12 protein-coding genes are annotated in these 14,898 nt (G+C 71.4%); 3 read left to right on the forward strand and 9 right to left on the reverse strand.

Annotated features, from left to right (window positions below; genetic code table 11):
• Positions 1 to 21: 21 nt before the first annotated feature.
• The 8 genes from O7623_RS14290 to O7623_RS14325 all read right to left on the reverse strand — a co-directional run bounded on the left by O7623_RS14290 (position 22) and on the right by O7623_RS14325 (position 8,071).
• A complete protein-coding gene (locus tag O7623_RS14290; protein ID WP_282229112.1) occupies positions 22 to 957 on the reverse strand; it encodes an anchored repeat-type ABC transporter permease subunit in 936 nt (311 codons plus the stop codon).
• Positions 957 to 1,712 (reverse strand): anchored repeat-type ABC transporter ATP-binding subunit, encoded by a 756-nt coding sequence (locus tag O7623_RS14295; RefSeq protein ID WP_282229113.1) that lies wholly within the window; start codon positions 1,710 to 1,712, stop codon positions 957 to 959. The genes O7623_RS14290 and O7623_RS14295 overlap by 1 nt, the downstream gene beginning before the upstream one ends.
• Complete coding sequence (locus tag O7623_RS14300) at positions 1,709 to 2,602, reverse strand: choice-of-anchor M domain-containing protein (RefSeq protein WP_282229410.1); 894 nt, start codon at positions 2,600 to 2,602, stop codon at positions 1,709 to 1,711. The genes O7623_RS14295 and O7623_RS14300 overlap by 4 nt, the downstream gene beginning before the upstream one ends.
• Positions 2,603 to 2,657: 55 nt before the next feature.
• Complete coding sequence (locus tag O7623_RS14305; protein WP_282229411.1) at positions 2,658 to 4,205, reverse strand: anchored repeat ABC transporter, substrate-binding protein; 1,548 nt, start codon at positions 4,203 to 4,205, stop codon at positions 2,658 to 2,660.
• Between the two features lie 178 nt (positions 4,206 to 4,383).
• Positions 4,384 to 5,037, reverse strand: a complete 654-nt coding sequence (locus tag O7623_RS14310; protein WP_282229412.1) for a choice-of-anchor M domain-containing protein — start codon at positions 5,035 to 5,037, stop codon at positions 4,384 to 4,386.
• A gap of 32 nt (positions 5,038 to 5,069) precedes the next feature.
• The gene (locus O7623_RS14315; protein WP_282229114.1) at positions 5,070 to 5,756 is read right to left on the reverse strand and encodes a choice-of-anchor M domain-containing protein; all 687 of its coding nucleotides are present in this window, start codon (positions 5,754 to 5,756) and stop codon (positions 5,070 to 5,072) included.
• 59 nt (positions 5,757 to 5,815) lie between these two features.
• On the reverse strand, positions 5,816 to 7,135 hold the full coding sequence (locus O7623_RS14320) for a GTP-binding protein (protein ID WP_282229115.1): 1,320 nt from the start codon (positions 7,133 to 7,135) through the stop codon (positions 5,816 to 5,818).
• A gap of 48 nt (positions 7,136 to 7,183) precedes the next feature.
• Positions 7,184 to 8,071 (reverse strand): AraC family transcriptional regulator, encoded by an 888-nt coding sequence (locus O7623_RS14325; protein ID WP_282229116.1) that lies wholly within the window; start codon positions 8,069 to 8,071, stop codon positions 7,184 to 7,186.
• Positions 8,072 to 8,162: 91 nt separating this feature from the next.
• On the opposite strand from O7623_RS14325, the gene O7623_RS14330 reads away from it, so the two are divergent.
• Positions 8,163 to 9,176, forward strand: a complete 1,014-nt coding sequence (locus O7623_RS14330) for an aldo/keto reductase (protein ID WP_282229117.1) — start codon at positions 8,163 to 8,165, stop codon at positions 9,174 to 9,176.
• A 28-nt stretch (positions 9,177 to 9,204) separates the two neighbouring features.
• Here O7623_RS14330 and O7623_RS14335 read toward each other — a convergent pair whose 3' ends face one another.
• Positions 9,205 to 9,705 (reverse strand): DUF456 domain-containing protein, encoded by a 501-nt coding sequence (locus O7623_RS14335; protein WP_282229118.1) that lies wholly within the window; start codon positions 9,703 to 9,705, stop codon positions 9,205 to 9,207.
• Between the two features lie 109 nt (positions 9,706 to 9,814).
• On the opposite strand from O7623_RS14335, the gene O7623_RS14340 reads away from it, so the two are divergent.
• Positions 9,815 to 11,881 carry an alpha-glucuronidase gene (locus tag O7623_RS14340; RefSeq protein WP_282229119.1) on the forward strand — a complete coding sequence of 689 codons (2,067 nt, stop codon included), beginning with the start codon at positions 9,815 to 9,817 and terminating at the stop codon, positions 11,879 to 11,881.
• Between the two features lie 133 nt (positions 11,882 to 12,014).
• Entirely contained in the window at positions 12,015 to 14,867 is a 2,853-nt protein-coding gene (locus O7623_RS14345) for a hypothetical protein (RefSeq protein ID WP_282229120.1), read from the forward strand.
• Positions 14,868 to 14,898 lie beyond the last annotated feature (31 nt).

Consider the following 14,898-nt stretch of genomic DNA (forward strand, 5'->3'; position numbering starts at 1 on the left):
CCGTAACGACAATCGTTTTCATTAGCCCATCGGCCGTTCGGCCACCTCCGCCAACGCCGGTGTGACCTGCGGCTCAGGTGCGCCCCCAGGCCCAGGGGCGCCGTCCGGCTCCCGACGGCGCCGGGAGAGCAGGCCGTGACGTGGGGCGAAGACCCAGGCCAGCAGGAACACCCCGGTCGCCACCAGCACGACCGTGCCGCCGACCGGCAGGTCGTAACTCCAGGACAGGTACAACCCCACCAGCGCCGAACCGCCGCCGATCACCGGGGCGAGCAGCATCATCACGCCGAGCCGGTCGGTGAGCAGCCGGGCCGCCGCCGCCGGGGTGATCAGCAACGCCAGGACCAGAATGTTGCCGATCGTCTGCAACGAGATCACCACAGCCAGGGTGACCAGCACGTACAGCACGATGTCCAGCCAGAACACCGGCAGCCCGACCGACCGGGCCGACTCCCGGTCGAGGCTGACCGCGACCAGCTCCTTGTGCAGCAGGAACAACACCGTCAGGATCGCCAGGCCGGTGAAGCCGACCGTGTAGAGGTCCCGGTCCGGGATGCCGGTGATCGAACCGAACAGGAACTGCTGCAGCGAACCGGCGTACCCCGGTGCCTGCGAGATGATCACGATTCCCAGGGCGAAGGCTGCCACGAAGAACACCCCGATCAGGGAGTCCTCCTTGAGCCGGCGCCGCTGAGCGAAGACCGCGATCAGCAGGGCGGTCACGATCCCGGCGACCGCGCCGCCCAGCACCAGGCTGCCCTGCAGTACGAAGGCGACCGCCAGCCCGGGGAACACCGCGTGCGCCACGGCGTCCCCGATGAACGCCATCCCGCGCAGCACCACGTAGCAGCCGACCACGCCACAGACCACGCTGGACATGACCGCGATCAGCAGCGCCTTCGGCAGGAACGCCAGATCCGGATTGAGCAGGTCGGCGATGAACTCGGTGATCGGCATCAGTCCTCGCCCTCCCCCGCGCCGACCAGACGCAGCAACGGTGACCGTTCGCTGACCCCGAAGGTGCGCATCCACAGCTGCGGATCCCGCAGCTCGGTCGGCTTGCCCTCGGCGATGACCCGCCGGTTGAGCAGCACCAGCCGGGAGCAGGAGTCCATCGCCCCGATCAGGTCGTGAGTGGTCATCAACAGCGGCGTACCTTCGGCCGCGAGGCTGGCGAACAGCTCGCCGAGCAGCTCCTGGGTCGGCATGTCCAACCCGGTGAACGGCTCGTCGAGCAGCAGCAACGCTGGCTGCAACGCCAACGCCCGGGCCACCAGTACCCGCTGGCGCTGGCCGCCGGACAACTCGGCGACCGGCCGGCGACGCAGGTCGCCCAGGCGTACCCGGTCGATCGCCTCGGCGGTCGCCCGCCAGTCGGCCGCACCCGGTCGCCGCAGCAGCCCGACCCGACCGGTACGGCCGCTGAGCACCGCCTCCTGCACCGAGATCGGGAACTCCCAGGCGAACTCGTGCCGCTGCGGCACGTACCCGATCGCGCACCGCCCCGGCCGGCTCGGCACCCCGTCGACCAGCACCTGCCCCGACCGGGTCCGGATCAACCCGAGCACCGCGCGCAACAGGGTGGTCTTTCCGGCCCCGTTCGGCCCGATCAGCCCGACCAGCTCCCCCGGGTCGACGTGCAGTCGGACACCGCGCAGCACCGGGCGGCCGCCGAGGTCCACGTCGAGATCGTGTACGGCGAGAGCGGTCACGATCCGGCACGCTCCTGTTCGACCCGGCGGCGTACCGCCCGCCCCCGCAGCACGACGGCGACCAGCGCGCCGGCCAGCCCGACGGCGACCACGACGAGGCCGACGACCAGCCACGGCCCGGCACCGCCGGCGGCGTCGTCGGCCGGCCCGGCGCCATCCGGCCCGGCCGGCGGCGGCGCGGGCGCGACCTCGTCGGGTCGTGCGGCGAGCGCGTCGTCGGGGCTGGTCGCGTCGCCGACGGCGAACCGTAGATGCCGGGTGGCCGAGACCCGCTCGCCACCGACCAGGTCCGCGCTGACCCGCACGGCGACCAGGTACACGCCGGGGGTGGTGAACACCCAGTTGGCGTGGGTGTGGGTGTTGACCTCTACCCACATCGGCTGGCCGGGCGGCTCGGCGGAACGCCACAGCACCTGCGGTTCACTGAACGTGCCGTCCTGCAGGTACATGACGACCTCGCCGGGGCCGTCCACACCGGCCAGCTCCAGGGTCACGCCCCGGTCGATGGTCTCCATCACCCGGGGGTCCTGGGTGTTCCAGCCGACCCACACCACGTCGGGGTGCTGCACCTGCGGCACCACGTGCACCTGCGTGCCGGCCGGTACGCCGAGGAAGCCGTACACCGGATCGTCCGGGACGTCCCGCAGCGCGGCGTCGGTGACCCGCAGCACGGTCCGGTCCGGGTCCCGCCACACCGGCTGCGCGGCGTCGTCGTGGATCAGCAGGGTCCACTCGTCGTCGACGTAGCGTGGCCCCAGGTCGACGTGGCCGGCGGCGAGCACCGCGGGTTCGTCGGCGACCGGCAGGTCCGGCGCGATCGACTGGTCCAACACCGGGTCGGGCGACGAGGGCTGGGCGGCGGGCGATGCGGGCTGGGCGGCCAGCGTCATCGCCAGCAGCGCGGACACGGCCATCGACAGGCCGATCGACTTCACTGATGCCTCCTCAGGGTGCCAGGCAGTCGAGCAGCGACGCGGCGTTGAACCGCATCAGCTGGACGTAGGTGCGCACCCGGTCGTCGAACGTGTCGCCGTAGATCTCGCAGACCCGTACGTCGAGGTCGTCGGCGAGTTCGGTCAATGTCGACGACCGCGACCGCAGGCCGGACTCCAGGAAGACCGCCGGCACCCGCAGGTTGCGGATCGTCTCGGTGAGCCGGCGCCGGTCGGCCAGGCTCGGCTCGGCACCCGGGTGCGGGGTGACGAACCCGGAGATCTGCACGTCGTACGCGGCCCCGAGGTAACCGAACGCGTCGTGGGTGGTGATCAGATGCCGCCGGCCGGGTGGAATGAGCGCGATGGTGTCCCGCACGTGGTCGTCGAGCGCGGTCAGCTCGGCGATGTACGCTGCGGCGCGCTGCCGGTAGTCGGCCGCACCGGCCGGATCCGCCTTGATCAGGGTGTCGCGGATCAGTTCGGTGTACGCGACGACGTTGCGGACGTTCTGCCACAGGTGCGGGTCGATCTCGCCGTGTACGTGCTTGCCGAGCACCGCCTGGGGCAGCTGGAAGATCTCGGTGCCGGGGCGGCCGAGGAAGCGGAAGTCCCGGCCGGCCGGGACCTGGGCGAGGGCCTTGTTCGGCACCTCGATGACGGTGTCGGCCGGGTCGTGCACCTGCTGGTGGGCCTCGCCGGCGCCGTGCGGGTCGGCGAACAGGTACAGCGACGGCTCGCCGCGTGCCGCCGCGTCGAGGTCGACGGTGATGTCGGCGTGGCCGCCACGCAGCACGTCGGCCCCGGCCATGCCGGGCACGCTGTGCGGGTCGACGCCGACGGCGAAGGTGAAGGTCTGCTCCCCGAGGGCGACGGGGCGGCTGTCGGGGGTGACCGCCAGCCGCGCCGACATGGTGAGGCGGTAGACGCCCGGCTCGGTGAACGCCCAGCTCATGTGGGTGTGGGCGTCCGGTGGCAGGGTGGCGGTGTCGTCCCGGTAGCCGGAGGCGGCGTCGAACCCGTCGGCCGAGTCGAGGTAGACGGCCGGGTTGCCGAACGACTCGGTGAGGTAGGCGGCCATGGTGCCGGGGCCGGTCACGGTGGTGCTCTGCAGCAGGATGTCGGAGGCCCGGTCGGCGCCGTAGGTCCCGCCGGTGCCACGGACCCGCATGCCGAGCCAGATCGTGTCGAGCGCGACGTCCTCGACCAGCGGGATGATCTCGGCCGCGTACTTGATGGCACCCTCAGCGAGGGAGATGTTCGGTACGCCGTCGGGCAGGTTGGCGTCGAGCGCCTTGATGATGGCGTGCTCCTCCAGCAGCAGATAGTTGCTGAAGGCGACGTCGGCGTAGACGACGTTGCGCACGTCGCGCAGCGACGGCTCGTACGAGTGGGGGTCGGCGCCGTCGGGGACGAGCGAGGCGACCGCGACCCGGTCGCCGCCGACGTTGTCGACCAGGTCCCGCAGGATGCCGGTGGTGGTGACGACCTGGAGGCGGTCGTCGGTGGCGCTCAGCGTCGGCGGGGCCGCGCAGCCGGCCAGGGCGACGGCCAGCAGGATCGACCCGACGAGCCCCCGTACGCGCACTGTCCCACCCGCCTTCCCATCGTCCCCGCGCCGCTGCGCCTTCGCGTCCCGCACGGTAGCACGCAAACGATAATCGTTGTCATACCCGTTTCGGCGTGCAGCCGGTGCCGACCGTGGTCACGGTCGACACCGACTGGACGTACCGGCAAGGTCAGCCGACCTCGAAGGTGAACTCCTCGGTGGCGCTCACCGTCTGGCCGTTCGACGCCCGTACGCCGCTGACCTCGAACGTCGCCACGTAGGTGCCGGCGGCGTCGAAGCCCCAGTTGACATGGGCGTGGGTGTTGCGGTTGACGTTGAGGCTGTCCGGCAGCCCGTTGCCGCTGTCGAACAGCACGGTGGGGGTGCCGCCGGAGGCGGTGAAGACGCTGAAGCCGCCGGGGCCCTGCACCTCGGTCAGTTTGACCGTGACCCGGTTGAACTGCAGGGCGCCGCTGGCGACACCGGTGGTGTCCCAGCCGGCCCAGAGCAGGCCGGCGGTGTTGGTCTGCGGCAGGACGTAGGCGTACCCGCTGGTGCCGAGGAACGACCACGCGGAACTTGACGGCACGGCGGTGTACGCGGCGGACGGCACCACGAAGACGACGGTGGACGGATCCCGTTCGACGCGCGTCGAGCCGGTGTCGTCCCCGACGGTGAGCTCGATCGGCCCGCCCGCGACGTGATCGATGTCCAGGACGTCGACATGGCCGCTGGTCAACTCGATGACCGTGGCCTGCGCCACGGCCGGTACGGAGACCGCGAGCGCCGCCGCGATGGCGCTCGACGCGACACCGGCCAGCAAGCGACGGGTAGGGGTGTTCATCATGGAAGACTCCTTCTCCGATCCGGTACCGGTCAGGGCAGGACGACGAATCGCAGGTAGACCGAGTCGGACTCGACGACGGTCGTGGTGCCGGCCAGGGTGGCGCTGGCCTTGACCTTCAGCAGGTAGACGCCGGCCTTGCTGAACGCCCAGTTGGCGTGCAGGTGGTCACCGACCGGCAGGTCGACGACGTCCGGCAGCCCGTCCCGGCTGTTCGCCAGCACGCTCGGCTGGCCGAACAGGTCCTCGGTGTAGACGGCGACCTGGCCGGAGGACGGCGCGCTGATCAGCTGTTGCACGGTCAGGTCGAGCGAGTCGCCCTCGAAGACGCCCTCTTCGAGCTCCTCGGTGGCGATGCCGGCGAAGAGCAGCTCCTCGTTCTCCACCTGCGGCAGGATCCAGACCGGCGAGCCGGCGGTGCCGAGGAATCCGAAGGCAGGGTCACTGGGGACGGTGGTCCTGGCCTGCGGCTTGACGACGAAGATCACGTCGTCGTGGTGCCGGTGCTCGCCGGGCTCGACGGTGTCGTCGTGGACGCCGAGTTCCAGCTCGCCGTCGGCGTACTCGACTTCGATCACGTCGACGTGACCGGCGGACAACAGCACCGGCAGGCCGGTGCCGTGGGCCTGCGCCGGAGCCGCCGAGACGACCAGTGCGGCGATCATCGCGGCACCGGTGACGAGCGCTCCGGTGGCCCGGCGACGGGTTGCGGTCAACACAGGACAGACTCCCTCCCGGTGATCCCTGGCGGATCACCGGGAGCTAACGATAATCGTTTTCACCTAGCGGCGATAGGGGTGCCGCCTGTCGGGCTCGACACATGTCCATGTTCGTCCAGCTCGCCGAGATCCCACTCGGGAAACGGATCCGGCAGCGCGCTCCAGGCGGCCAGCCCGGCCGCCAGCCCCGCACCCGCCGCCGCGAGCTCCGCGCCGGTGAGCAGCGCACCATCGAGCGCCGCGCGCAGCCGCTGCCCGTCGAGTCCGATGCCGATGAACACCAGCTCCTGACGCCGGTCACCGAAGACCGGATCCCACCTGGACTCCAGATCGGCCCGCTCGTGCGGGTCGTCCGGCCACTCGCCGGAGCTGGCGACCGGCACCCCTGCCGGGTCACACCGCGCCGACGGACCGGCCTGCGACCACAGCGCCTGCACGTCCGGGCGGGTGGCCAGCCAGAGAAAACCCTTCGACCGTACGACGCCGAAGCCGTCCAGCTCGGCGAACAGATCCCAGAGCCGCTGCGGATGGAACGGGGCGACCGCCCGGTAGACGATGCTGCCGATGCCGTACTCGATGGTTTCCGGCACGTGCTCGCCGTTGAGTTCGGCGACCCAGCCCGGCGCGGTCTCGGCGGCCTCCAGGTCGAACCGTCCGGTGTCGAGCACCTCGCCCATCGGCACCTGCGCCCGCACGGTGCGCAGCTGGCGGGCCTTCGGGTTCAGCCGGCTGACCAGTGCCTCGACCACCGCGAGCTCGTCCGGCGCGACCAGGTCGATCTTGTTGATCAGGATCACGTCGGCGAACTCGATCTGGTCGACGAGCAGGTCGGCGATGGTGCGATCGTCGTCGTCGTACGCGGCCAGCCCTCGCTGCTCCAGGGACTCGCCGGCCCGAAGCTGGGCGATCAGGTGCGGGGCGTCGACCACGGTGACCATGGTGTCCAGCCGGGCGATGTCGTCGAGGACCCCGCCGTCGTCGGTGCCGAAGGCGAAGGTGGCCGCGACCGGCAGCGGCTCGGAGATGCCACTGGACTCGATCACCAGGTAGTCGAACCGGCCGGCCCGGGCGAGCCGGGCGATCTCCACCAGCAGGTCGTCGCGCAACGTGCAGCAGATGCAGCCGTTGGTCATCTCGACCAGGCGCTCCTCGGTCCGCGACAGGCTACCGCCGTCGCGCACCAGCGCGGCGTCGATGTTGATCTCGCTCATGTCGTTGACGATGACCGCGACCCGCAGCCCTTCCCGGTTGGCCAGGATGTGATTGAGCAGCGTGGTCTTGCCCGCACCGAGGAATCCGGAGAGCACCGTCACCGGCAGCCGGGGATCACGACGGTGGCGGGTGTCCCACCGCGAGGTGCGACGCTTCGGTACGGCCATGGACGGCTCCCCTCATCTCCGATCAGATGATAACGGAAGCCGTTTTCATTAGATCATGACGGACCGGACCTGAGCCGCGTCGCGACCCGGCGGCATGCCATACGCCTGCCGGTACTCGCGGTTGAACTGCGTCGCGCTGACGTACCCGACCGTGCGAGCCACCCCGGCGGCGGTTCCCGCACCGGTGACCAGCAGCCGCCGGGCCTGCTGCAACCGCAGGCACTTCTGGAACCGCATCGGGCTCATTCCGGTCACCGCCTTGAAGTGCCGGTGCAGGGTCGCCACGCTCATCCGGGCCGCCGCCGCGATCTCCTCGACCGTCAACGGCTCGGCGTACCGCGCCCGGATCAACCCGGCCGCCGCGCGGACCTGTGACAGCCGGGAATCGGCGACGGTGAGCTGGCGCAGCGCCGGCCCGACCGGGCTACCCAGCAGCCGGTACAGGATCTCGCCCTCCATCCGGGCGGCGAGCGGCCGGATGTCGACCGGATCGTCGAGCAGCCGGGCCCACCGGGTGACCGCCTCGACGATCGCCGGGGTCATCGCCGCGCTGGTCAACGCGACCGGATCCGGCGGCCCGGCCGCCGGCGACCCGGCCGTCGGCGGCGGAGGCTCGCCCAGCTCCAGCAGCAGATCCGCGAGCGTCCCGACGTCCAGGCGCAGTACCGCCGACCGGTACGGCACCTGCTCGAACACGGCGGTCACCGGCAGCTCCACCGAGCTGAGGAACATCGCCCCCCGGCCGACCAGCCAGCTGCGCCCACCGGCGGTGCTGCGCTTCGCGCCCTGTGCCACGAAGCAGACCATCGGCTCGTACAGCAGGTCGGTCGGCCCGGCCTGGGTATCGAAGCGGACCAGCCGCAGCCGGGGCACGGCGGTCTCGACCGCCTGCGCCGGGCAGTGCCGGGCCACGACCCGCGCCAGCTCGTCGAGCATCGATCACTCCGCCGTCGGTGAGAGGATCAGGCAACAGTACGCGCGACACACCCCATGCCGGCACGCCCGGTGCGGGCATAGCTTCGCAGGCATGACACAGACAGCGGACAGCCGGCGGCTGCCCCGGCGCAGACTCGGATCGCAGGGGCTCGAAGTCAGCGCGCTCGGCCTCGGCACCATGGGCATGACGATGGCGTACGGTCCGGGCGACCCGGCCGACGGCATCGCCACCATCAGGCGCGCGTACGACCTCGGCGTCACCCTGTTCGACACCGCCGAGGTGTACGGCATGGGCAGCGGCAGCAACGAACAACTGCTCGGCAAGGCGGTCCGGGCATTCCGCGACGACGTCGTGATCGCCACCAAGTTCGGCTACGACCTGACCGACCCGGATCGGTTCGGCATGGCCTTCGACAGTCGGCCGGAACACATCCGCGAGGTCACCGATGCCAGCCTGCGCCACCTCGACACCGACCACATCGACCTGCTCTACCAGCACCGGGTCGACCCGGACGTGCCGATCGAGGACGTCGCCGGCACCGTCGGTGAGCTGATCGCCGAAGGCAAGGTGCGCTACTTCGGGCTCAGCGAGGCCGGCCCGGACGTCATCCGCCGGGCACACGCCGTCCACCCGGTGTCGGCGCTGCAGACCGAGTACTCGGTGTTCGAACGGGCGGTGGAGTCACAGGTCCTGCCCACCGTCCGTGAACTGGGCATCGGATTCGTGGCGTACTCCCCCCTCGGTCGCGGGTTCCTGACCGGCGCGGTCCGACCCGCCGCCGAGTACCCGGACGGTGACATGCGGACCTGGGACGAACGCTGGCAGCCCGGAAACTACGAACGGAACCTGGCCGCGGTGCGGGAACTGACCGCGATCGCCGCCGCCAAGGGCATCGCCGTCACCCAGCTCGCCCTGGCCTGGCTGCTCGCCCAGGGCGAGGAGATCGTGCCGATCCCGGGCACCCGCAGCCCGCACCGGCTCGCCGAGAACGTGGCGGCGGCATCCGTCGCGCTCAGCCCGGCGGAGGTCGACCGGATCCGTGCCGTCCTGCCGCACGGCGCGGCCGGCTCCCGCTACCCGGCCGCCCGGATGCCGGTCTGGTGAGGTCCCCGCTGCCCGGGCTGCTCGTGGTTCAGGCCACGAGCAGCCCGAGCAGCCACAGTCCGGCGATGGCCAGCGCGGCACCCAACTCGATCAACATGGCGAGACCGACCGCCAGCACCGCCCGTTTCGTCGCCGGCCAGGCGGCGCCGAACTCGCCGAGCCGCAGCCGCTCGGCCAGCCACACCCCCAGCACGAAGCCGACGATCAGGCCGATGAACGGGATGACGAAGAACCCGACCAGGCCCAGGGCACCACCGATCAGCAGCGACCGGTTCGGTACGCCCGCCCGTTTGAGATCCCGTCCCGGCCACAGGTACTTCACCGCCGTACCGCCGACGGCGACCAGCGTCGCCACGGCGACGATCAACCACCGGCCGCCGCCCGCGTCGCTGAAGATCGCCCAGCCGAGCACGCCGGCCCAGCACAGCAGCAGACCGGGCAGGACCGGCACGACGACGCCGATCAGCCCGACCAGGATGGCCAGCCCGCTGAGCAGCGTGACCAGCGTCTGTGTGTCGTTGAGATCCACACCGACAGGGTGACCGACGATCGCCACCCGCGCGAAATCCGGCGGCGTCGGAGGCTGCGCCGCGCGTACTGATCGGGAAGAATGTCCCCTAGCCTGGGGAGGATTCGCTGTGACTGTCGCACCACCGTCCGGCCGCCGGTCGATCGATGTCCATCCGGCCTGGTTGCCGGCGGAGGTGTTCCGGGCGATCGGGTCGCGGCGCGTCCTGGTCTCCGGCGACGGCCTGCTCGTCGACACGGTCCACGCCGAGACGCGGACGGCCTGCGCCCGCTTCGGCGGGTCAGTGACCCGCCTGTCCATCGACGGCGACGCCGACCTGCTGCTCGCGCTGACCGGCAGCACCCGTGCCGACCTCGACGGCGACCTCGGCGACGAGGGCTACACCCTCGGCCGGGCCGGCGGCCGCACCACCGTCACCGCCGACGCCCCCGTCGGCCTGCTGTACGGGCTGTTCCACGTGGCCCGGCTCGGCGAGTCGGCCTTCCACGGCGACATCGCCACCCAGGTGCACCGGCCGGCGATCCGGCGACGGATGCTGGACCACTGGGACAACGTCGACGTGCACCCGGTGATGGGGCAGGTCGAGCGGGGCTACGCCGGCGGGTCGATCTTCTGGCGCGACGGCGCGATCACCGACGACCTCGACCGGGTCCGGGCGTACGCGCGGCTACTCGCCGCCAGCGGCGTCAACGCGCTCACCATCAACAACGTCAACGTCGGGCGTACGGAGGCGCGGCTGCTCACCGACCGGCTCGCCGACGTCGCCACGTTCGCCGACATCTTCCGCCCGTACGGCATCCGGATGCATTTGTGTGTGACGTTCGCCGCGCCGATGGTGCTCGGCGGCCTGGCCACCGCCGACCCGCACGACGAGGCGGTACGGGACTGGTGGGCGGCCACCACCGCCCAGGTCTACCGGGCGGTGCCGGACTTCGGCGGGTACGTCGTGAAAGCCGACTCCGAGGGCCAGCCCGGCCCGTTCGCGTACGGGCGCAGCCACGCCGACGGCGCCAACCTGCTCGCCGACGCCCTCGCCCCGCACGGCGGGGTGGTGCACTGGCGGGCGTTCGTCTACAACCACCGGCGGGACTGGCGGGACCGCTCCACCGACCGGGCGCGGGCCGCGTACGACCATTTCGCCCCGCTCGACGGCCAGTTCCGAGACAACGCGATCGTGCAGGTCAAGTACGGGCCGGTCGACTTCCAGCCCCGGGAGCCGGTGTCCCCGGTGATCGCCGCGATGCCGGCGACCCGGCTGGCCGTCGAGTTGCAGGTGACCCAGGAGTACACCGGGCAGCAGCGGCACGTGTGCTACCTGGCTCCGCTGTGGAGTGAGATCCTCGGCTTCCGGTTCGACGGCGACAGCCTGGAAGCCGACGGCGACGCCGACCGTGACCTGGGTGCGTCGGTCGCCGCGATCGCCGCCCGGGGCGGCACCCTCGCCGCCGTGTCGAACGTCGGCGACGACCCGTTCTGGTGCGGTCATCCGCTGGCCCAGGCCAACCTGTACGCGTTCGGCCGGCTCGGCTGGGACCCGACCGCCGACCCGGCGGCGCTGCTCGACGAGTGGATCGATTTGACCTTCCCGGCCGGCTCAGTCTCCGATCCGGTGCAGCTGCGGCAGACGCTGCACGCGATCATGGACGACTCCTGGCGTACCTACGAGCGGTACACCGCCCCGCTCGGTGTCGGCTGGATGGTCAACCCCTCCGACCACTACGGCCCGGCTGTCGACGGATACGAGTACAGCCAGTGGGGGACGTACCACTTCGCCGACCGCGACGGCGTCGGCGTGGACCGGACCCGGGCCACCGGCACCGGCTACGCCGGGCAGTATCCGAAACCCTGGTCGGACGTGTACGAGTCACTCGCCGACTGCCCCGACGAACTGCTGCTCTTCTTCCACCACGTGCCGTACGGCCACGTGCTGCACAGCGGGTCGACGGTGATCCAGCACATCTACGACACCCACTTCGCCGGGGCCGACGAGGCGGTGGCCATGCGGGACCGGTGGCGCGACGTCGCCGACGCCGGCCTCGACCCGGCCCTGTACGCCCGCGTCGCCGACCGCCTCGACGAGCAGGTCCGGTCCGCGCGGGAGTGGCGCGACCAGATCAACACGTACTTCTTCCGCAAGTCCGGCGTCCCGGACGCGCTCGGCCGCCGCATCCACTGACCCGGACCCATCTGTCCGACCCGGCCCGAGTCGCGCAACGGACAGTCACAGCAGCCGTACGGGCGACCTCTGCAGTGGACATCGATGCCTAGCATCGATACCACTCGGAAGTGAGGAGACGGCGATTCCAGCGATGACGGAGCGACCCCGGTTCGCGGGCGTACACCGTCTGTTGTCGCTGATCCGCCAGCTCGCCACCCGACCACCGTTCACCCACCGCGCGCCGGACCTGCAGGTACGCGGCGACGAGCCGCTACCGCTGGTGTGCCTGGTCGGCGGCGACGCCCCGCAACTGTTCCTCACCGCCCTCGACGCCACGCTGAACGACGCCTCGCCCCGGATTCCGCACGCCCTGGTCGACGCGGACACCGCAGGCACGAGCAGCGCCCAGCGGTGGGGCGCCCCTGCCGACGACACCGGCACCCGTGAACCGCCACTGCTGCCGCTGCTCGACGAGCTGGCTTTCCAGCTCGCCGCCGACTCCTTCGGCACCGGCCGGCTGACCCGTTTCGACCGCTACCGGCTGACCGACTGGCTCACCGGTCACCGGCTTCCGCCGGCCCGGGGCCGCGACGACCGGTCCGCGGTGCTGGCATTGCTCCGCTCGTGGAGCGGCCGCGCCGGCGGTGGTGCGGGCGGCAGCGACCCGTCCGTGTCGGTGGCCGAGATGGCGTCCGGGGTGTGGAGCCGGATCGGCCTCTGGCTGCTGATGTGGGCCGGGCGTGGCGCGCTGCGGGGGTGGCTGAGCCGCCGACCGGCCGGGCTGGGCCGCGAGGCCCGCTGGTTCATGCGCCGTCAGCCGTACATGGTGCCCCGGCACTCCACCGACTTCCTCGGCTTCGCCGAACGCCTCACTGTCGACCGTCGCGGCTTCGAAAACGTCGAGCAGATCAAGAAACTGCTGGTCCATGCGTTCCTGGAGGATCTGCGTGCCGCATACCGACGACGCCGGTGGCGCTACTTCCCGCGCCGATCCGGTTGGCGGCGCACCGGGTACGTGACCGTGCTGATCACCAACGCGACCGGGGCGAACGGCGGTGGGGAACTGCTCCGGCTGGTCAACGCGGTCCGCAACGAGACCGGCGAACTCGACCCGCTGCTGGTCGTCGCCGGCTGCGACCAGCCGCCGGAGCTGCCGGAGGGCACCGGCACCCGACCCATGCCGGCGCAGGACGCCGAACGCGCACTGCAGCTGTGGCGGCGCGGGCTGCCCCATCGACGTCAGCTACTGGCCACCGACGCACGTTACCTGGTGTTGAACCTGCCCGACCCGGTCGGGCCGGAACGGGCCCGCGAGCTCAACGCCGAGGACGAGGCCGCCTGGGAGCCGCCCGGGGCCGGGTGGCGGCCACCCCCGGCGCCCCGCCTGGCCCGGCGCGGTGTGGTGGAGGCGCTGGTCGCCGTCGCGCTGGTCGCGGTGCTCGCCGCGCCGCTGCTCACCGTCCGGCAGTACTGGCAGGAACACTGCTCGGTGCTACGGTCCCAGGTGGACGCTGCGGTGAGTGTCGAGCTTCTGAAGTTCGGTCCCGACGACACACAGTGCGTCGGCCACAGCGACAGCGCGGCGCAGGTCTTCGGCACCAACGCCCGCCTGCGGGCGGCGCAGCTCCGGGTGTTCGCCGAGAACGGGACCGCGGCGCGCAAGCTGGCCGAGATCCCGCGCCGGCCGATGATCAGCCTGGTGTACTTCGCCGGGCTGACCCACGCCGGCAGCGACCTCGACACCGATCACGCGGTCGCCGAGGAGCTCGAAGGCATCGCGCTGGCCCAGCAGCAACAGCATGCCGCGTCGTCGCTGTCCGAGCCGCTGGTGCGGGTGGTGATCGCCAACGCCGGCCGAGGCATGCGGCAGGCCCACCACGTCGCGGAGAAGCACCTGATCCCGCTGATCGACGCCGACGACAGCATCAAAGGCGTGATCGGGATGGACCGCACCGTCCCGGAGACCGAGGAGGCGATCCGGATCCTCGGTGAAGCCGGTATTCCGGTCTTCGGCACCACCCTCACCGGCACCGGGCTGGCCGAACTGTCCCAGTTGTACTTCCAGCTGGTGCCGGACAACACCCGGCAGGCGGAGCTGGTGGCCCGCTACGCCGCGCACACCGGGCGGGGCAAGGTGACGGTGTACCACCCGCCGATCGACCCGGACCACCCCGACGAGTACGTGAAGACACTGCGCGACGCCATCGCGGACCGGATGGGCGAGGCCGTCGACCTGGTCGACTGGCGCGACGACGTCAACGAACTGCCGCCGCCGTGCCGCCGGCCGGACTGGGCACAGGCGTACCAACGGGAGTTGTTCTTCTACGCCGGCCGGGAGAACAACTACCGGGACTTCCTGCGGACGATGAACGACGGCTGCGTCGATTCGGACCGTACGCCGCACATCGTCGCCGACGACGCGGTCACCCGGGCGGTCGCCCAGGCCAGCTTCCGGACCGACGACACGTTCGCCGGCTCCCGTGTGCGGTACGTCGGCCTGGGCAGCCTGGTGGTGCTCGGCGGCCGGGACTGCGTGACGAACGGCAGGCCCGCCCCCGCGTTGTCCGACATGCAGCCGATGCAGTCGTTCTGCTCCGGCTACCAGCGGCTGCGGGCACGGCTCGCCGCCGACCTGCCGCCGGCGGAGCTGCCCGCCACCTCGTACCCGGGTGAACGGGTCGGCGTCGCCTACGACACCGTACGGATGCTGGTGGACCTGGTCCGGCTCGGCGGCCGGCACCGGTGGCACCGCGCCGCGCTGGTCCAGCTGCTCCGGGAGCCGGGGTACGAGTTCCTCGGCGCCAGCGGGGTGATCAGTTTCAGCGCCTCCCGGATCGGCGACTCGCGCAACATCGCGATCCTGGAGTTGGCGATCCCGCCCTCGGGCGATCCACAGTCGCGCGAGCCCGAGCCTAGCTGTGTGTTCCTGATCGGCGACCTGTACCGGGTCGGCGAGCCCGGCAGCGACACCGGCAACGGCTGCCCCCTACCGCCGGACGACTGATCCCGCACGGTCGATCACCCCGCATCCGGTG

Source organism: Solwaraspora sp. WMMD791 (genome assembly GCF_029581195.1).
In the GTDB taxonomy this organism is placed as follows: Bacteria; Actinomycetota; Actinomycetes; order Mycobacteriales; family Micromonosporaceae; genus Micromonospora_E.

What these genes read in the sequence shown, in the direction of transcription:
- O7623_RS14345 (WP_282229120.1), top strand. Translation starts at nt 12,015, where the DNA reads ATGACGGAGCGACCCCGGTTCGCGGGCGTACACCGTCTGTTGTCGCTG.
- O7623_RS14290 (WP_282229112.1), bottom strand. Translation starts at nt 957, where the DNA reads ATGCCGATCACCGAGTTCATCGCCGACCTGCTCAATCCGGATCTGGCG.
- O7623_RS14325 (WP_282229116.1), bottom strand. Translation starts at nt 8,071, where the DNA reads ATGCTCGACGAGCTGGCGCGGGTCGTGGCCCGGCACTGCCCGGCGCAG.
- O7623_RS14320 (WP_282229115.1), bottom strand. Translation starts at nt 7,135, where the DNA reads ATGGCCGTACCGAAGCGTCGCACCTCGCGGTGGGACACCCGCCACCGT.
- O7623_RS14310 (WP_282229412.1), bottom strand. Translation starts at nt 5,037, where the DNA reads ATGAACACCCCTACCCGTCGCTTGCTGGCCGGTGTCGCGTCGAGCGCC.
- O7623_RS14330 (WP_282229117.1), top strand. Translation starts at nt 8,163, where the DNA reads ATGACACAGACAGCGGACAGCCGGCGGCTGCCCCGGCGCAGACTCGGA.
- O7623_RS14300 (WP_282229410.1), bottom strand. Translation starts at nt 2,602, where the DNA reads ATGACGCTGGCCGCCCAGCCCGCATCGCCCGCCGCCCAGCCCTCGTCG.